12 protein-coding genes and 1 pseudogene are annotated in these 19,088 nt (G+C 67.9%); 6 read left to right on the forward strand and 7 right to left on the reverse strand.

Going from position 1 to position 19,088, the window contains the following annotated elements; all coding sequences use genetic code 11:
- Positions 1-10,808 (reverse strand): non-ribosomal peptide synthetase (locus G9373_RS41450; RefSeq protein ID WP_167120734.1); only part of this gene is annotated, 10,808 nt, incomplete at its 3' end.
- A 411-nt stretch (positions 10,809-11,219) separates the two neighbouring features.
- On the opposite strand from G9373_RS41450, the gene G9373_RS41455 reads away from it, so the two are divergent.
- From G9373_RS41455 to G9373_RS41475, 5 genes are read left to right on the forward strand one after another with little or no spacing between them, the layout of a single operon-like run.
- On the forward strand, positions 11,220-11,615 hold the full coding sequence (locus G9373_RS41455; protein ID WP_005564366.1) for an ethanolamine utilization protein EutQ: 396 nt from the start codon (positions 11,220-11,222) through the stop codon (positions 11,613-11,615).
- Positions 11,616-11,633: 18 nt separating this feature from the next.
- Positions 11,634-11,888 carry a hypothetical protein gene (locus tag G9373_RS41460; RefSeq protein WP_133986606.1) on the forward strand — a complete coding sequence of 85 codons (255 nt, stop codon included), beginning with the start codon at positions 11,634-11,636 and terminating at the stop codon, positions 11,886-11,888.
- Positions 11,885-12,865, forward strand: coding sequence for a PDR/VanB family oxidoreductase (locus G9373_RS41465; protein WP_005564363.1), 981 nt, complete (start codon positions 11,885-11,887; stop codon positions 12,863-12,865). Before G9373_RS41460 ends, G9373_RS41465 begins: the two co-directional genes overlap by 4 nt.
- Before the next feature lie 32 nt (positions 12,866-12,897).
- Positions 12,898-13,395 (forward strand): dimethylamine monooxygenase subunit DmmA family protein, encoded by a 498-nt coding sequence (locus tag G9373_RS41470; protein WP_005564361.1) that lies wholly within the window; start codon positions 12,898-12,900, stop codon positions 13,393-13,395.
- A gap of 59 nt (positions 13,396-13,454) precedes the next feature.
- Positions 13,455-14,456: a DUF3445 domain-containing protein gene (locus tag G9373_RS41475; RefSeq protein WP_005564360.1), complete on the forward strand. Its 1,002-nt coding sequence runs from the start codon at positions 13,455-13,457 to the stop codon at positions 14,454-14,456.
- Between the two features lie 107 nt (positions 14,457-14,563).
- On the opposite strand, the gene G9373_RS46035 is transcribed toward G9373_RS41475, so the two are convergent.
- From G9373_RS46035 to G9373_RS41485, 3 genes and pseudogenes are all read right to left on the reverse strand, one after another.
- Positions 14,564-14,722: a hypothetical protein gene (locus G9373_RS46035; protein WP_206033667.1), complete on the reverse strand. Its 159-nt coding sequence runs from the start codon at positions 14,720-14,722 to the stop codon at positions 14,564-14,566.
- A 488-nt stretch (positions 14,723-15,210) separates the two neighbouring features.
- Positions 15,211-15,408: pseudogene (locus G9373_RS47220) on the reverse strand (hypothetical protein); the annotation flags it as partial.
- 81 nt (positions 15,409-15,489) lie between these two features.
- A complete protein-coding gene (locus G9373_RS41485) occupies positions 15,490-16,398 on the reverse strand; it encodes an alpha/beta hydrolase fold domain-containing protein (protein WP_312029823.1) in 909 nt (302 codons plus the stop codon).
- Positions 16,399-16,610: 212 nt separating this feature from the next.
- Here G9373_RS41485 and G9373_RS47995 point away from each other — a divergent pair, with 212 nt between their 5' ends.
- Positions 16,611-16,745, forward strand: coding sequence for a hypothetical protein (locus G9373_RS47995; RefSeq protein WP_277346741.1), 135 nt, complete (start codon positions 16,611-16,613; stop codon positions 16,743-16,745).
- Between the two features lie 295 nt (positions 16,746-17,040).
- Here the strand turns inward: G9373_RS47995 and G9373_RS41495 are convergent, their stop codons facing one another.
- From G9373_RS41495 to G9373_RS41505, 3 genes are all read right to left on the reverse strand, one after another.
- Positions 17,041-17,298 carry a hypothetical protein gene (locus G9373_RS41495; protein WP_240961040.1) on the reverse strand — a complete coding sequence of 86 codons (258 nt, stop codon included), beginning with the start codon at positions 17,296-17,298 and terminating at the stop codon, positions 17,041-17,043.
- Between the two features lie 166 nt (positions 17,299-17,464).
- Positions 17,465-18,241 (reverse strand): enoyl-CoA hydratase, encoded by a 777-nt coding sequence (locus G9373_RS41500; protein ID WP_120659182.1) that lies wholly within the window; start codon positions 18,239-18,241, stop codon positions 17,465-17,467.
- On the reverse strand, positions 18,238-19,088 hold an 851-nt coding region (locus G9373_RS41505), incomplete at its 5' end, for a 3-hydroxyisobutyryl-CoA hydrolase (RefSeq protein WP_167120736.1). The genes G9373_RS41500 and G9373_RS41505, both read right to left, overlap by 4 nt.

Below are 19,088 nucleotides of genomic sequence, written 5' to 3' on the forward strand. Positions count from 1 at the left end.
GTGTGGGCGTGGTGGGCGGTGGCGAGGTCGGGGATGAGGATGCGCCAGGAGACGCCGTCGGTGGCGAGGTGGTGGATGGTGATGAGGAGGTGTCCGGGTTGGGTGCGGGGGTCGAGCCAGACGAGTTGGAGCATGATCCCGTTCTCGGGATCGAGTCGGTGCGTTGCGGCGTCGAGTTGCGCGCGTGCCATCGCGGCGAGGTCGTTGTCGGAGTGCGTCTCGACCGCGACGTGGGTGATGAGGGGTGCGGCCGCGATTGTTCCGGCCGGTGGGATCTCGAGGACGGTGTCCTGGTCCGATATCCCGCGCCGGAGTCGGGCTCGGAGCATGTCGTGGTGGTCGAGGACCGTCTGCACGGTGGCGGTGAGGGTGTCGGTGTCCAGGTCGGGTGGTGCGGTGAGCAGGACTGCTTGGCAGTACGTGTCGAGGTTGCCGCCGCGTTCGAGCAACCACCGCGCGGCCGGTGGCAGCGGGAAGGAGCCGATCCCGCCGCCGGGTAGTTCGGGGAGGGCCGCCCCCGGCTCCGGTCGTGTCGAGATCACGCGCGCGAGCCGGGCGATCGTCCTGTGCTCGAACACATCCCGAGGAGTGAGTGCGAGTCCGGCGGTCTTCGCGCGAGCCACCAACTGGATGGCCATGATGCTGTCGCCACCGAGTGCGAAGAAGGAGTCGTCGACGCCTACGGACTCGAGGCCGAGCACGTCGCCGACCAGCGACACCAGCGCGTCCTCGACAGCTGTTCCGGCAGCGCGGAATTCCGCGGCGCGGGTCGTGAAGTCGAGAGCCGGGAGCGCGTTCCGGTCGATCTTTCCGTGGGACGTGAGCGGCAGCGTGGACAGGGGGATCACTGCGGACGGAACCATGTGCGAGGGGAGAAGGGACCTTGTGTGGTCGATCAGTTCCTGCTCGGCCACTTCGGTGCCGGGGACCGGTACGACATATCCGACGAGGTGGTCTGCGCCGTTTCGATCGGCCCGCAGCACGACGACGGCCTGCGCGACCGCGGGGTGACGTAGGAGGACGGACTCGACCTCGCCGGGCTCGACGCGGTAGCCGTGCAGCTGTACCTGGAAGTCGGTGCGGCCGTGGTACTCCAGCCGCCCGTCGGCGTTCCAGCGGGCCAGGTCTCCGGTTCGGTACATGCGGGAGCCGGGGCCGCCGAACGGATTCGCGACGAACCGGCCGGCGGTGAGCGCGGGCCTGCCGAGATATCCCCGGGCCAACTGGGCACCGCCGAGGTACATTTCGCCGGTCACCCCGGGGACGACGGGGTGCAGACGATCGTCGACGACATAGACCTGTGTGTTCCACACCGGCGTCCCGATGGGCGCCGCGGTGTCGGCGTGGTCGGTCGCGATGTCCTGGTACGTCGCTGTCACGGCCGCCTCTGCGGGACCGTACATGTTGCCGAGACGGACGCCCTGCGCGAGCACGCTGCTCGCCGTCCGTGCAGTGATCGCCTCACCCCCGGTCAGGACCCGTCGCATCGACCCGGGGAAGGCGTGCCGGTGATCGTTGACGAACACGTCGAGCAGGGAGGGCACGAACTCCACCAGCGTGATCTGCATGTCGTCGAGGAGGCCGGACAGGTAGTCGAGGTCGAGCTGCCGTTCCGGGGGCAGGAGAACCAGGACGCTTCCCGAGCACAGAGCCGCGAAGCACTCCCAGATGGCGACGTCGAACGCGATCGGCGCCTTCTGTACCGTCCGGTCACCCTCGCGCAGCGGCAGCAGTGCCTGCGACCAGGCCAGCTGGTTCGCGATCGCCGCGTGGGATACCGCCACCCCTTTGGGCGTGCCGGTCGAGCCGGACGTGTAGACCACGTAGGCCAGGTTGTCGGGGCGCAGCGGTGCGCCGCGGTCCACGTCGGTGACCGGTGCGGTGTCTCGGGCCGAGAGGTCGACGTCGTCGAACCGCGCCACCGGAACCCCGGTCGGAACGGGTGGATCGGCGTCGGCGGTGGTGACGACGAGAGCAGCCGACGAGGATTGAATCAGCGATTCGATGCGGTCGGCGGGGTGGCCGGGATCGAGGGCGAGCACCGCCGCACCGGACTTGACCACCGCATACATCGCCGCGAGCATCTCGAAGGAGCGCGGGATCACCAGGGCCACGACAGATTCGGCGCCGATCCCGCGGACGAGGAAGGAGCGCGCCAGCCGCGTCGACCAGGTATCGAGTTCGGCGTAGGTGAGGGTTCGAGCCTCACAGCGGACGGCAGGCGCGTCGGGTGTCGTCGCCACCCGTGCCTCGAACAGGTCCACGATCGTCGCGGCCGGAAGGTCGTGGGCCGTGGCGTTCCAGCGGTCGAGGACGAGCCTGCGCTCGGCGTCGTCGAGGATGTCGATGTCGCCGACCACGGCGTCGGGGTCGGTCAGGCCCGCGGTGATCACCCGAAGGAGCCGGCCGGCGAATGCACTGATCGTCTCGGCGTCGAACAGGTCGGTGGCATAGACGATCTGCCCGCTGATCCCTGACCCCGAATCGTCCTCGGCCGGTTGTTCGTGCAACACCACATTCAGGTCGAATGGCGACACCCGGGGGTCGAGGTCCGCGACAACTACCTCGAGGCCGGGCAGTGCGAGGCGTGGCGGCTCGATGTTCTGGAACGTCAGCATCACCTGGAACAACGGATGGCTCCCCGCCGAACGCGGTGGGTGGAGTTCGTCCACGAGGGTTTCGAACGGAATGTCGGCGTGCGCGAAGGCCGCCAGGTCTGCGTCCCGCACCGCCGCCAGGACGTCACCGAACGGGGCCGCGGGATCGATTGTCGTGCGCAGAACGAGTGTGCCGACGAACATGCCGACGAGGGGGTCGAGTTCCTGTTCGCCGCGGCCGGCGGTCGGCGACCCGACGACGACGTCCGTGGTGGCGGCGAGCCGGGACAGCAACACGGCCAGGGCCGCGTGGATGACGACGAATGTCGTCGTGTCGTGGGCTCGGGCGAAGTCGACGAGTCGGCGATGCGTCGTCGCGGGCATCACGAACGGAACCGCTGCGGCCCGGTACGAGGCGGTGGCGGGGCGCGGCCGATCCAGCGGCAACTCCAACCGTTCGGGAAGATCCGCGAGCGCCGTCCGCCAGAAGTCGAGTTGCCGTGCCACCGGGGACGCCGGGTTGGTGACGGACCCGAGGATCTCCCGCTGCCACACCGTGAAATCCGAGAACTGCACGGGCAACGGGTCCCACGCGGGGGCACGGCCGGCGCGGCGCGCGGTGTAGGCGGTGGAGAGGTCGCGGGCCAGGGGAGCCAGCGAGGACCCGTCGGCGACGATGTGGTGCACGACGACAGCCAGGACGTGGTGGCTTTCGTCGAGTTGCCACAGTCGGACGCGAATCGGCGGACGGACGGTCACGTCGAACCCCTCGGCGACGGCCTCCTCGACGAGGCCGGAGACATGCGCTGCGTCGGCCACCGGGGACGGCGCCAGATCGACCGAAACACTCTCGGCGGGGACGACGACCTGCACCGGTCCGGTGTCGGTCAAGGGATAGAGGGTCCGCAACGGTTCGTGCCGGACGAGAACGTCGAGAAGGGCAGCGCGCAGCGCGGTGACGTCGAGGAGTCCGGTGAGCCGGATCACCATCGGAACGTTGTAGACGGCCGACGTCACGTCGAACTGATTGACGAACCACATCCGCTGCTGCGCGAACGACACCGGTGCAGGTTCGGTATGCACCCGGGGTCCCAGGGCGGGTCGATCCGGGTGTACATCGCTCGCGTCGAGGACGGCGGCCAGTCCGCGTACCGTGGGCGCCTCGAACAGGGAGCGGATCCCGATCCGGGTTCCGAACGCCGAATCGATTCGGGCGACCACCTTCGCCGCGTCGAGCGACGTGCCACCCAGTTCGAAGAAGTTGTCGTCGACACCGACGCCACCGACACCGAGAACCTGCCCGATCACCCTCGACACCGTCTCCTCGGCCGGAGTGGCGGGGGCACGGTAGACGGGCGAGTGCCGCAGTTCCTCGGGAACGGGAAGGGCATCGAGGTCGACGTCCCCGGTCTCCGTGACGGGCAGCCGGTCGAGGACGACGACCGTGCCCGGGACCCAGGGCGGAGGCAGGATCATGGCGGCGTGGGCGCGGACGTCGGAGATGGCCGGCGCGGCTCCGTCGGCCGGCACGACATACGACACGAGCGCGGGCTTTCCGGAGCGCGGGGTGTGGTCGACGGTGACTGCGTTCGCAACGTGCGGATGCGCGGTGAGGACGGCATCGATGTCGCCGAGCGGCATGCGGTAGCCGCGCAGTGCGGCCTGGAAGTCGCGGCGCCAGAGAATGTTCAGGTTTCCGGTCGGCGTGAGGCGAGCGGCGTCGCCGGTGCGGAGCATGCGTCCGCCGGGCGGGCCGAAGGGACTCGCCACGAAGTGGGTGCTCGTCGCGGCGGCCCGGCCGTGGTAGCCACGAGCCAGTGCGGGGCCACCGACGTACAACTCGCCGACGACGCCGGGCGGGACAGGCTGAAGGCGGTCGTCGAGAACCGCGAATCTGCGTCCCCGCCCGGGCCGGTACTCCATCCGGTCGGCACCGGATTCCGGTGCACGATCCCCGGCAACGGCGAACCATACGGTCTCGACGGACGCGTACACGGCAACGACTCCGGGGGCAGCCACGACCGCGGCGTCGACGGGGTCACCGGTGAGCAGGACCGATCGACGTTCGTCCGCCCCCGGCGCGGATTCCCCTGCGCGGGAAAGGTACTCGTACGCCGCCGGACTCTGGGAGAGCATGGTCACGCCGCGGCGGTACAGCAGGTCGGCGAGGGCGGCCGGTGACGAGGCGGTGGTGTCGTCGACCACCTCGAGCCGGCCTCCGTGGAGGAATGCGCTCCACGGAGTCAGGACGGTGACGCCGGCCGCGAAGGCCGGGACCATTGCCCAGACATCCTCGGTCGTGACGGCGTGCGCGGGACGCGCCAGTGCGGAGAGTACTGCGCGGTGACTCACCGACACCGGTTTCGGCGACGTCGTCGATCCGCGCGTGAGCAGGACGTACGCGGCCGCGTCGGGGGTGGGGCCGGCGCCACCGTCGACGGCGGCCAGCGGGAGACCCGACCTGCCTGCGAGGGCGGCGACGGTGCCCGGCGCGTCGAGGACGAGGGTGCGCAGGTGACCGTGGGGAAGCCGTTCCGCCAGAGCGGACGTCGTCACGAGGACGGCGGCATGGACCTCGGTGATCAGCCGGGAGAGTCGCGTGGGCGACGCCCATCCGGGATCGAGCGGGAGGCACACACCTCCTGCCGCGAGCACGCCCAGTGTGACGGCGACGTAGTCCACGGAGCGGGGAATCGCCACGGCGACGAGGCGTTCCGGTTCCACTCCGAGCTCGACGAGAAGCCGGGCGATTCGGTTCACCCGTTCGGCGAGCTCACCGTACGACAGCGTGTCACCCGCGAACGACAGCGCGACGGCGTTCGGTTTCCTGGCCGCCATACGCGCAAACTCCTCGGGCAGAGTCGTCCCGGGGTGCGGTTCGTCCGGGGCGGCCCACGAACGGAGGGCGATGTCGCGTTCCCCGTCGGAGAGCAGATCGATGTTCCCGACCACGGCGTCCGGCTCGGTGGTCACGACGCCCAGGACGCGGACGAGTCGGTCGGCAATTCCACGCACCGTCGCTTCGTCGAACAGATCGGTGGCGTACACGATTCCGCCGTCGATTCCCTGCGGCGCCCCGTCGTCATCGACGCGTTCACTGAGCCACACCTGCAGGTCGAACTTACAGATCTTCGGGTCGTAGGCGACGGCCGAGACGTGCAGACCGGGCAGGTCGAGCTCACGCGCCTCGTGTCCGGCCGGAAGGATGTGCTGGAACTCGAGGAGAACCTGGAACAACGGTGAACGGCTGTCCGTGCGTTCGGGTTCGAGGGCGTCCACCAGTTTCTCGAACGGATAGTCGGCGTGTGCGAATGCACCCAGGTCGACATCCCGCACCGTGCGTACGGTGTCCGCGAAGCCCGCCGCGGGATCGATGCGGGTGCGCAGCACGAGGGTGTTGACGAACATGCCCACCACGTCGTCGAGTGCGGGCTCCCCGCGGCCCGCAACCGGGGTGCCGATGCTCACATCGTCGGTGCCGGCGAGCCTGGCGAGCACGACGGCCAGCGCCGCGTGACACGTCATGAAGAGTGTCGACGTGCAGGTTCGGGACAGTGCCCGCATGCCGGCGTGCAGGTCCGGAGGCAGGTGGAAGTCCACTCGGCCGCCGTGCAGGGACAGCCGCTGCGGGCGGGGACGGTCGGTCGGCAGCGCGAGAAGGGACGGCGATCCACGGAGCGACTCACTCCAATAGTCGAGTTGCCGCGACGTCAGGCTGTCGGGATCGGTGGGCTGACCCAGCAAGGCGTGTTGCCACAAGGCGTAATCGACGTACTGCACGGCCGGCGGTTCCCAGGCCGGGGCGCGTCCGCCGACCCGGGCTCGATAGGCGGCGGAGAGGTCACGGGCCAGCGGACCGGCCGACGCACCGTCGGCCGCGATGTGATGGATCACCAGCGCCAGTACGTGGTCGGTGTCGCTCATCGCGAACAGAGACGCGCGCAGCGGCGCGTCGACGGTGACGTCGAACGGCGCGGCCGCGGCCCGGGCGACGTGCTCGTCGAGGTCGGACGGACCGTCGACCTGCACGATCTCGACCCGGGGCAGCGCCCGCTCGGCGGGCAGGATCACCTGATGTGGTCCGTCGTCCGAGGACGGGTACACCGTGCGAAGCGACTCGTGCCGTTCGACGACGTCGCCGATCGCTGCGGCGAGGGCGACGACGTCGAGGTGCCCGGTGAGCCGGACGATCAGCGGAATGTCGTAGGCGGGGGAGTGTGGGTCGTACTGGTTGACGAACCACATGCGTTCCTGGGCCGGGGAGAGCGCAATCCTGGCGGGACGCGGGAACCGGCGGAGTGGAGGCCGCCCGGAGCCGCCACCGCGTCGGCTGTCGACAACACCGGCGAGTGCGGCGACCGTCGGATGCTCGAAGAGATCACGGACGTCCAGCGACGTTCCCAGGGCGGAATTCAGCCGTGCCACCACCCGGGTCGCCGCCAGGGAACCTCCGCCGAGATCGACGTAATCGTCGTCCACACCGACGCCGGTGACACCGAGCACGGTCTCGAACACCGACGCCACCGTGTCTTCCGTCGGCGTGCGCGGCCGGTGGCCGGTGCCGCTCCGCGGTTCGAACGTCGGCGCGGGGAGCGCGGCACGGTCCAGCTTGCCGCTCGGGGTACGCGGAATGACGTCGAGGGCGACGACCGCGGCCGGGAGCATGTGCGCGGGCAGCGTGCGCGCCAGCCGACGGCGCACTTCCTCGGCATCGACGCGCCACCCCTCGGCCGGGTGAATGTAGGCGATCACCGCGGCATCTCCCGTGTGCGGGTCGGTCGCGGCCGTCGCGACGGCGTACGTCACATTGGGATCGGCACTCAGGACTGCCTCGATCTCCCCGAGTTCGATGCGGAACCCGCGGACCTTTACCTGGAAATCGCTGCGCCCGACGTAGACGAGGTCGAGGGCGGCGGGTGTGTCCTCTTCGTGCCGGCCGCGCCATCGCACCAGATCGCCGGTCCGGTACATTCGCGTCCCCGGTGAGCCGAAGGGGGCGGCCACGAAACGGACGGCATCGAGTCCGGCACGGTCTCGGTACCCGCGCGCAAGGCCTGGGCCGGCGAGGTACAGCTCGCCGACGGTGCCCGGCGGAACCGGGTGTAGCCGGTCGTCGAGCACGACGACCTCGAACCCGCACACCGGCGCACCGACGGTGACCGGCTCATCCGGCACGAGCGGTGTGCTGAGGGTCGACATGATCGTCGCCTCGGTGGGCCCGTAGGCGTTGAGGAGGCGGCGCCCCCTCGCCCATGTCGACGCGACTTCTGGCGGGCAGGCTTCGCCGGCGAGGGTGAGATGCGACAGGGTCGGCACGCCAAGGGGATCGAGCGTGGCGAGGGTGGTCGGCGTGAGTACGGCGTGGGTCACCCGATGCTCGGTGAGTACTCGCTCCAGTTCCACGCCCCCGACCACTTCGGGCGGGACGATCACCACGCGCGCTCCGGATCCGAAAGCCGCGAGCAGTTCGAACAGGGAGGCGTCGAAGCTCGGCGACGCGAACTGGGCCACCCGCCCGGTCGGCGGCACGTCGAGTCCTTCACTCTGTGCGGCAATCAGATTCGCGATCCCGCGGTGGGTCACGACCACCCCTTTGGGGGCGCCGGTCGATCCCGAGGTGTAGATGAGATAGGCCGGATGGTCCGACCGCAGCGGTCGGGGGCGGTCGGCGTCGGCGACCGGTGTGGTGATCCGGTCGGACAGAGCGCCCTCGACGTCGCGGTCGTCGAGTTCGATCCACTCGACGTCGCCGGGCAGGGGGTCCCGGTGGCGACCGACCGTGACCCCGAGAGTCGCCGCGGAATCGGTGAGCAGGTGCGCGATGCGGGCTTCGGGGTATCCGGGATCGACGGGCAGGAAGGCGGCCCCCGACTTCGCGACCGCCCACACGGCGCGGACGAAATCCGCGGATCTCGGGAGAGCCAGGGCGACCACGGCTTCCGGGCCGGCGCCCCGGGAGAGGAGCAGTCGGGCGAGCCGGGTGGAGTCGTCGTCCAGTCGACGGTACGCGATGCCGGAACGGTCGGCACCGCCGGCAGCGTCGACGACGGCGATCGCGTCCGGGTCACGGTGTGCCGCGTCCGTCAGCAGGTCCGGCAGCGTGCGCGGCGGAACTCCCGGATCACCGCGCGCGGGCACGAGCCGGCGCCGTTCGGCGGAACTCAACAGGTCGAGATCGGCGACCGGGATGTCGGGATGTGCCGTGACCTGGGCGAACACTCGGACCAGACGGTCGACGAATCCCTGGATCGTCGACGGCTCGAAGAACTCCCGCGCGAAGGTCAGCCGGAGGTCGAGCCCGGCACGATCGGGGTGTTCGACGATGTGGACCCAGAGGTCGGGGCCCTCGTCGGACCGCCCATCCGGCTCGCGCGAGTGGTCGATGGTCTGCACGTCGAACCCGACCTGGAACGGGTGCCGGCCGCGGGAGGGTGCCGGAAACCCGAGTGCCGCGGCGACCTCGTCGAAGGTCACGTCGGCGTGTGTGAACGCGCCGAGTTCGGCCGTACGCGCGCGCTCGACGAGCTCGGTGAACGATTCGGTGCCGTCGACCCGGATACGCAGAAGCAGGGGCCACCCGCCCGAGCCCGCGGGTGTCCCGAGGACGACGTCGCGGATCCCGCCGAGATGAGCGAGCAGTGCCCCGAGCGCCGCATGCGTGACGGTGTACGCGGCGAACGGGCAGTCCCGTCCGAGGGTCTCGATCCGGTGATGCAGTTCCGCGGTCACGTGCGCCTCGACGTGCTCGCGCCGGCCGTCGACGGTACCTTCGCGGCGGGTGTAGTCGCGGGCAAGAGGCGTGTCGTGTGGAAGATCGGCGAGCATCGTCCGCCAGTAGTCCAGATCTGCTGTGCGCCTGCGACTCCGCAAACCTTCGTGTGCGGTCTCCGCGTGCACCCCTGCCACGGGATCGCCGGGATCTGCCGCGAGGAACTCCTCGAGGAGGCTCACGAAGGACCGATGGTGACGAGCCAGTTCGTCCCGGGAGTAGCGGTGGGGGTTCCCGCGGAACTCGACGACCATCCGCCCGGCAGCGGCGGTGCGGTACACATTGACCAGCAGATCCTCCACCGGCCCCGAGGTGACCACGTGAAAGTCTCCGGTGAGCGGTCCGAACCGGATCCGGGGGCGGAAGAGCATGACGTTGACCAGCGGCCCGGACAGCGAGTCCGCCGCGTCGGCATCGCGCCGGATATCCTCCAGGGTGAATCGCTGATGACGGAGAGCGCCCAGAATTTCGTGGTGGACCCGGCGGATGAGAGTGGCCACCGTGTCGTCGGGTGCGGTGGAAACCTGCAATGGAGCGAGTCCGACGAGCATCCCGCCCGATCGCTGCAGCAGCACGGTCGTGCGGCCCGACACCGGGAGTTCGACGAGCACGTCGTCCCGTCCGGTCATGCGGGCCAGATACGCGCCGAAGGTGGCGATCACGACGGTCGCCGGCGGCACACCGATCCGTTGGCCGGAACTGTCGAGTCGCTCCGTCGCGGACACAGACAAGGTGGCCGTCTCGAGGATGCTTTCCGCGACGGCGGGTGCCGCCGTCGGGGACAGGCTCGAGTTCGAACGGCGGCCGGTGAGGTGCTCCCGCCAGTAGGCGCGATCGGACTCGTAGCGCGTCGACGACCGGTACGCCTCGTCGAGGCGGTGAAGGGTGCGCAGATCTGCGGCACCGGCGGGTTCCGGCGTCCGGGCCTCCATACGCGCGGTGTACAGCGCGGCGATCCGGTTCACGAGCGTCATCGCCCCGTACCCGTCCAGCGCGATATGGTGAATTCTGCTGTACCACAAGTAGTGATCGTTACCGACTCGTAACACCGTCGACGTCGCCAGCCGGTCCCGGGTGGGATCGAGCGGCGCGGTGTAATCCCGCGTCATCCACGCGTGAGCGGCCGCAGTGGGATCGTCCTCGCCACCGAGGTCGACAAATCCGGTCGACAGGCCGATGGTCGGGTCGACGGTCTGGAACGGCTCCCCGTCGATCTCGAACACCCGGAGGAACGCCGACTGGAACTCGCGGCCGGCGGTCACCGACGCGTCGTCGAGGACGGCGAGGTCCAGGGCGCCGTGCACCTCGACGTACTGCGCAATGCACGTCGGGACGTCGGGAGCGAGGCGCTGGGCCAGCCAGATTCCGCGCTGCGCGCACGTCAGTGGGAAGGCATGGGGACGACTGCGAGCGGTCGCGTCGCTCCTGTTCGTGGTATCCACTTGTTCACACCTCCCGACGGCAATCAAGAAGATGGCCCCTGGGGTCGGATGTTTTCGGCTTAGCTGACCTATATCGCGGCCGCAACCAGGTCCGTTACTACCAGTATGTGCTGTCACCTGCGGCGATGCCCCGTCCGCCGCGCTGTGTGCCGTCGTTCGGGACTCGCCCGGTGCCCGCGATCGACCCGTGCGTAGGCGGTCACGGTCACGAAACGGTGACGACGGTCGCGAGTCGCAATCGGCGAATTGGCATAGGCCCGTGCGAACTTGCGCGCGCTTCCTACAAATAAACCTCCTTGTCACGCGCGTTTACGGGCACGTAACCCACGCCATGGTTTCCTGGCATTATCTTCAGTTTCATCACATGGTGATCGACTACCGATCGCGCAATCCCATCCCAGGAGGACCCCAATGACCGTTGCCGATTCGAGTGCGATCGGACAGACTGTCGCACCGTTCCGCGTCACCGCAGATTTCTGGAAGTCTCTGCCGCAGATGCCGGTTGCGGAATACCCGGGCACCGAAGGCTTCATCGATGACGTGTACGCAAACCCGGACGGGTCCGAGATGTCGGCCGGCTACTTCGAACTCCGGCGCACCGACGATCCCCTTGACTACCTCTACGAGTACGACGAAATGAAGGTTGTGCTCGAGGGCGAGTTCGTTCTCGAGAACCTCGACACCGGACAGAAGGAGGTCGCCAAGGCGAAGGACGCGATTTTCTTCCCGAAGGGATCGCGGATCCGATTCAGCACCCCTGAGGGTGCGTTGGCGTTCTACGTCGGTCACCGCTCCTTCGCACCGTGATCAGCGATGGTAGTGAGCATGACAACCAGCGTGCGTCGCTGGACGACCGCGTCGCCACAACGCGATGGTGACGTCGAGACCTCGGCCTCCTGTCACCCGGTGGCGGCCGTGGGTGCTGGCGTGCGAGTTCCTGCACACGCGCTCGGGGCCGACGTGATCGACAGCGAATTCCGTTGTGGCGGTTGCCGAGAAACGCTGACCTTCTACCACCACTTCTCCCGCCGTCACCATGCCTATCTTGGCTGTCGAGCAGAATCGGAGGACCTCACGTGACCGAAGTAGTCGAGGCCGCGACAACCAGCGCCGGGGCAGCGAGCGACCTTTCCGTCGTCGTTGCCGACACCACGATGCTGTGTGAGGACATCTGTCAGGTCGTCCTGGCGCCAGTCGGTGGCGGACCGTTGCCGTCCTTCACCCCGGGCAGTCACATCGCGGTCACCTGGAAGCCGGGTACACGCAATTCCTACTCCCTGACCGGCCCGGCGATCGAACCGGACCACTACTCGATCTCTGTTCGACTGGACCGGGCCGGTGCCGGAGGGTCGCGGTGGGTGCACAACCTCGCCGTCGGCGAGCAGGTGACCGCGTCCCGTCCGCGCAGTGCGTTCGCTCCGGTTCCGAACGCACGCCACCACGTCCTCGTCGCCGGCGGCATCGGGGTCACCCCCATTCTGTCGCACGTGCGTGCGGCGGTGCAGTGGCGTCGCTCGTTCGAGGTGATCTATTCCTTCCGCTCCGGCTTCGGCGCACACGTCGACGACCTGATGGAACTGTGCGGGGACCGGTTGACGATGGTGGAAACCCCGGAACAGTTCTGGGACCACGTGACACCAACTTTGACCCGCCAGCCGATCGGCACCCACCTCTACACCTGCGGGCCGACGCCAATGATCGACGCCGTCACCGAAGCTGCACTCGCCCAGGGCTGGCCGCTCCAGCGTGTGCACTCGGAGCCGTTCTCCTCCGGCATCTCCGCCGGGGGTGAACCCTTCACTGCGACGCTGGGCCGCACCGGTACCGCCGTGACGGTCGGACCCGAGACCAGCTTGCTCGACGCGCTGCTGGACAGCGGCTTCGACGTGCCGAATCTGTGCCGGCAGGGCGTGTGCGGCGAATGCAAGCTCCCGGTGCGCGGCGGTCAGATCGAGCACCGCGACCTCTATCTCACCGATGAGGAGAAGTCCACCGGTGACGTGATGATGCCGTGCGTGTCCCGGGCCGTTGGCGCGGATCTGGAGCTGGACCTATGACCTCCGCGGCATCAGACACCAGAGGGAATGTCATGACAAGCATCGACGACTCCGACAGCAACACCGCGCAGGTCGGCGTTACCGCGGCCAGCATGGACCTATCCGGCCGGCAGTACCTCCTGATCGCGATCGGTGATGCCCCCGGCACCACCGCTAAGGTCGACAAGTGGGCGCGGGATCTCGCCTCCGCCCACCAGGCAGTGGCGTTGTACAGCCTGCCCGACGGTGCGGGTGTCGAGGACCTGATCGACGCCAGCACAGTCGGGGTCCGCATCATGATTTCCGGGGCGGAGGCCGAGGTGATGAGGGCCGTTGCGGTAGCGCGGGCCGCAGGAATTCTGCCGTGCGAATTGTTCATCCACATCTCACACGTGGACGTGATCAACGTCTTCTGCCCGCACTGCGACACCGCCACCCGGGCCCTCGCGCGCCCAGACCACACCATCGAGTGCTCGGGCTGCGCCCGCGACCTCCTCGTGCGCCCGCACACCTCCTCGCATCGTGCGATGTATCTGGCATCGGTTGCCTGACGACCGACTGGAGATCACCCCTGCACTTCCATTCCGTCCCGACTCTGGAGCGAAGTACCGTGACCGAACTGCTCACAAGCGACCTGACCTGTTTGCCCTGGCCTTTCCCGGCAGGGGACGAAACCTTCCGCTACGCGGTCAATGTCGAGCCTGCACCCCGATATACCCCCACCCTCGCCGGGGGTTGGGGCCGACACGTCGTCGACCTCGGACTCGAATACGTGCCGATGATGCAGCTCAAACGGGAGATCCTGGCGAAAGATCCAGGGCGAGTGCAGATTTTGCCGCACATGATCCCTGCGTGTTGGGACGTCATGCTCTATCTCATGCGGCAGATGGCCGACTCCTACCCGGAGACCATGCAGCTGACCGGCCAGGGCAACCGCTACCACTGGCGCAACGCATTGCTCGACATCGACCAGCACTTCGAAATGGGTGATCTGGCCACGCTGCCGGAGGACCCGCTGACCTTCATCGGTTGCCAGGTGCCTGACGACATCCTCCTGCTCACCGAGCGCCACGACCAACTCTGGTTCGACGCGGCCATCGTCACCTTCGCCGCCGACTGGTCGATCAAGTTCGGCGTCGGGATGAACTTCAACGAAATTCACCGCCCCGTACCCGGGCTGACCAGCGGCGGCATCACCAGCCGTGCGCAGCAGTTCATGCGTCATCTCACCACCGACCGCATCTTCCGCCGCGCCAACTGGACCTTCTCCGCCGTCGGCTCACCGCACCGCGACACCAGCCTCGAAACCCGGCCCGAATGGGAAGACGACATTCCGAATCTCATCGCCGACGGAGACTACGGACGCGTGCAACTGCGCATCGAACTCGAACACCTCATCCGCCTGCCCCTCACCGGAGCACTCGTCTTCAACATCCACACCTACATGGCGCCACTGTCGGACATCGCCACCATCCCCGCGTGGGCCGAGCAACTCGCCGACATCATCACCGAACTTCCCGCCGACATCGCCACATATAAAGGAATCGACAGTTACCGCCACCACGCCGCCCGCTGGCTGCGGACACAGTCGTCGGCTCCCGCCTCCACCTGAGACAACCGAGGTCTCAGGAACACCGCGTCCGTCGATTCGACACCGTCTGCCAGTGATCCCCGATATCACCGCGGAGTTCGACGCCGTGAGGTCGCGGCTCAGCGCCCTCAGATGAGGGTCGGGCCCTTGGTCGCTGACAGCGCGTCGAGAAGGGCGCTCGGGACCGGCGTCCACTCCGGCCGCCACAGCCCGTGCAGTTGATCGTCGCGGAGGCCGCGCAGGGTCGACACGATATACGGTCCTCCGTCGAGGAGGTACCGGATCATGTCGCGATCCGCGCACTGCGCCGCGATCGACGCCAGCACCTGTTTCGCTTCGTCGTTTCGGCCTGCGGCCGCGAGGCAGCTGACGAGCAGTCGATTGGCATGCAGTAGTCACCGGTGCCGTCCTCGGCCTTCGATCCTGTGTACCCAATCCCCGGCCCAGGTGCAGGCGGCCGCGGTCGTCTCCGCCGACCGTTGACCGAGGAGAACGGTGATGGCGGTGGCGTCCTCGAGTTGCGCAGTGATCTCGTCCAAACCGTGGACCGGGTGTCGCTGTCGAGGTCCTCGGTGAGCACTTTCACCGCGACGGTGCGGTCCAGGGATGGTTGACGGCAGCGATAGACGATGCCGAACCCGCCACGCCCGGTTTCCCGGGCGTCCTCGAATCCGTCCGCGGCCAGCTCCGTGGTGATCGCGGGACGGGGAGGACGCTGAGTGGTCGGTGGATCGAACTCGGCCATCGGCGGCCGCCTCACTCCCAGACATCGGCATCACCAGACGTCGGTCCCTCGCAGGCACCGCTCGACGTGGGTGTTTGTCCGGGATAGTCCCCGAGCCCAGCGGTCAGTCGTCGGATTCGGCCTCGCCGTGACGCGTACCCAGACCGGGTCGGCGCACTCCACCGCTTCGGCGCCGAGAACCTGTGTGGGCACCGTGAAAGGCGAGGTTCGCGGAAACTCCGAGCACACCAAACGCCAACACCACCGTTAGCGCCTCGGGCGGTCTGCGGCTGAGCGCGTACCCATCGGGGAGCGTGTAGCCGCCGGTGGCTACGCCCGAAGTATGCGGGCGATGTCTTCGCGGGCGGTGTGTGCTTGGCGGATCAGGGGGAAGAGGGCGTAGTCGTGCTGCATCCCGATTTCCTCGGTGTAATCGACTGTAGCGCCGGCATCGCGTGCTCGCTGAGTGAGGGCGCGGGAGTCGGTGACGAGGATGTCGTGGGTACCGGTGTAGACGCTCATGGGCGCGAGGCCGGTGAGGTCGCCGAAGAGGGGGCTGACGCGCCAGTCGGTAACCTCGAGGTCGCCGGCGTAGAGTCGGCCGGCTTCTTTCAGTCCTCCGCGCGCGAGGAGGATGTCGCGCTTCTCGATGGTGGCTTGGGCGGGGTCACTCATGGTGACGTCCAGCCAGGGGGAGAGAAGGATCAGCCGCGATGGCTGTGGTGCGCCCCTACGTTTGAGTTCTTGTGCCGCGGCGAGCGCGATACCGCCTCCGGCGGAATCGCCGATCACCGCAACGTTGTCGGCGCCTTGGGTGGAGATTGCCGATTCGACGATGTCGGCGGCATCGGCGACGGTGCGGGCGGCGGTCCGGTGCGGGGCGAGGGGGTAGATCGGCAGCAGAAGCCGGACCGATGCCGCAGCGGTAATGGTTCGCGCGAACAGCCAGTGGAAGGACACTATTTCGCGGACATAGGCACCACCGTGGAAGTCGATCACAGTCTTTCCGTATCGCCCGCTGTCCGGTTCGATGGTGAAGACGGGAAACCCGCGCGTGCGGTCGGCGGAGAGCCGCACCCCGGGCAGGAGTGGAGATGGTGGCGGGTTGAACGATGCCGGCCGCAACGATGTCGCGTGGATGTCGCGGCGTGTGTCCTCGGCGGTGCGGAGTTTGGTGCGGCCCATCAGTATCCGTACTCCCGTGTGGACGATTGCGGGGCGGATGTCGGGAATGTTCACGCCACTCATTGTGACTGGGTTTGACGGATTCGGGTTGGTTTGCTGCGACGGGCGCGTATCGCGTTCCCGATGCGGCTACAACTAGGCGGAGTTGCGTTCGACGACACACTCGACGCAGGAATGCCGGAAGCGTTTCGATATCGTCCAGAGACAAATGCTGCACAGGAAAACTCGATCGTGCATGTCACGGCGTCGAACATTGCTTCCTGGAAATGTCCGAACTGATCGCCGCCGGTGGAGCAGATGTCACCCAGATCGCCGCAGTTGCCGAGCGCTACGGTCTGCACTTCGGCGAACCCGACTGGTTGCCCGACGTGATCGCCCAATACGCCCTGACACCGTCGTGAGCCTTGCTCGAGCCTCGACGCTTGCGGTGTCGTTCACTGGTCCAGCGCAGACCAGAACCCTGACCATCAGGTCGATGCGCCGCGCCGCGCCGGGGTGACCGCAGAACATCCATGTCGACCACGCCGGCGGGGCGACAGCCTCGCGGCCAACTCGATCTGGTGCTGCCGCGATGACGTGAGGACGACGTCCTGGCTATAACCCGCCTGGACCGGCCGCGGCTCGCGCGATCAGTCCGACGAATTCAGCTCAGGTCGAGTTCGGATGCGGTGGCCAGGTATTCGATCTGCTCCAACGTCACCGAGACGGTGGAACCCCTGATGGGGTGGTGCTGATGATGACCTGTTGGGTGGAGGGGAGGGTGATCGAGAAGTAGGCGCTGCCGCCGTTGGCGGGGTAGTCCGCGCGGGTGACGGTGGATCCGTCCGGCGACGTGGTGGTGATGCGATTGATCTCGTTCAGGTACTCATCCTGCGGTGACGGCGCGGGCCGGCCACTGACGACGACGATATCCAGACGCCCAGCGGCCCTGGTGGGGGATACCACGGTATTCACCTCGCAGACGTTGTCCCTGCCGAAGTCGGTCAGCCGAAGTGATCCGATCGGCCGATCCAGGGTGAGATGGCGGAACTAGACCGAATTCGGTGAAGCTGGTTGGTGTGACACCGGTATTTCGACCATCGCCCCGCACCGGAGCCCGGTGCGGGGCGAACGTCGGGGTCTAGCGGTGTGTGAACTCCGGCGTGCGCTTCTCCACGAACGCGGCCATGCCTTCCTTCTGGTCCTCGGTGGCGAAGGTGGAGTGGAAGACCCGCCGTTCGAAGCGGATCCCTTCGGTGAGGGTGGTCTCGAATGCCCGGTTGACTGCTTCCTTCGCCATCATCGCGACGGGCAGTGACATCTCGGCGACGGTGGTGGCGGTCTGCAGTGCTTCGTCGAACAGGTCGGCGGCAGGGACGATGCGGGACACGAGTCCGGCGCGTTCGGCTTCCTCGGCGTCCATGGTGCGGCCGGTCAGGCACAGTTCCATGGCCTTCGCCTTGCCGATTGCGCGGGTGAGTCGTTGTGAGCCGCCGATGCCGGGGATGACGCCGAGTTTGATCTCGGGCTGACCGAACTTGGCGGTATCGGCGGCGAGGAGGATGTCGCACATCATCGCCAACTCGCAGCCGCCGCCGAGGGCGTATCCCGCCACTGCGGCGATGATGGGTGTGCGTGCGGCGGCGATGCGGTCGCCGATGGAGAAGAAGTCGTCCAGGTAGACGTCCATGTACGACTTGGTGTGCATTTCCTTGATATCGGCGCCGGCGGCGAACGCGCGGTCGGAGCCGGTGACGAGGATGGCGCCGACGCCGCTGTCGGAGTCGAGTTCTTCGACGGCGGAGACGATTTCGCGTAGAAGCTGGGTGTTCAACGCGTTGAGTGCTTTCGGGCGGTTGAGGGTGATGATCCCGACCCGGCCTTTGCGGTCGAGGAGGATGGTGTCGTAGTCGGTCACTGGTCTTCTCCGGTGGTGGTGGGTGGGGTGAGCCCGAGTTCGAGGTCGCCGAGTGGTGCGAAGAACGCGTCGACCTGCGCCGGGTCGACCTCCTCGATGGTGGCGGGCGACCACTGCGGGTTGCGGTCCTTGTCCACGACCTGCGCCCGGATGCCCTCGACGAGGTCGGGCGAGTTCAGGCAGGCGACGGACACCCGGAATTCGTCATTGAGTACTTCCTCGAGGCTGCCGGCCTGCCGGGCGCGGCGCAGCGATGTCAGGGTGACCGCGCACGCGGTCGGCGACTTCGAGCGCACCTGCTCGGCCGCCTTCTGAGCCTCGGGCACCCCACTGGCCTGCAGTCGGGCGACGATGTCGGCGACACTGTCGGCCGAGTACGCGGCGTCGATCCAGCCCTGCTGCGCCAGCAACTCCGAGACGGGAGCCGGTTCGGTGAACGCGCCGAGCGCCTCCTGAACCGACGTGGTCGACAACGCGTCGATGAACTGCTCGATCTTCTCCGACGGGATGAAGTGGTCGGCGAACCCGCACGCGATCGCGTCGCCGGCGCTGAGCCGGGCGGTGGTCAGGGCGATGTGGGTGCCGAGCTCGCCCGGGGTGCGGGCGAGCAGGTAGGTGCCGCCGACGTCGGGGACGAACCCGATCCCGGTCTCGGGCATCCCGATCATCGACCGCTCGGTGACGATCCGCACGCTGCCGTGCGCCGACACCCCGACCCCGCCGCCCATCACGATGCCGTCCATGATCGCCACGTACGGCTTGCCGTAGCGCGCGATGGCCGCGTTGAGGAGGTACTCCTCGCGCCAGAACTCCCGCGAACCGGTGCCCCCGTCCTTCGCGTCGTGGT

The organism is Rhodococcus sp. A14, assembly GCF_011603105.1.
GTDB classification, from domain to species: Bacteria; Actinomycetota; Actinomycetes; order Mycobacteriales; family Mycobacteriaceae; genus Rhodococcus_F; species Rhodococcus_F opacus.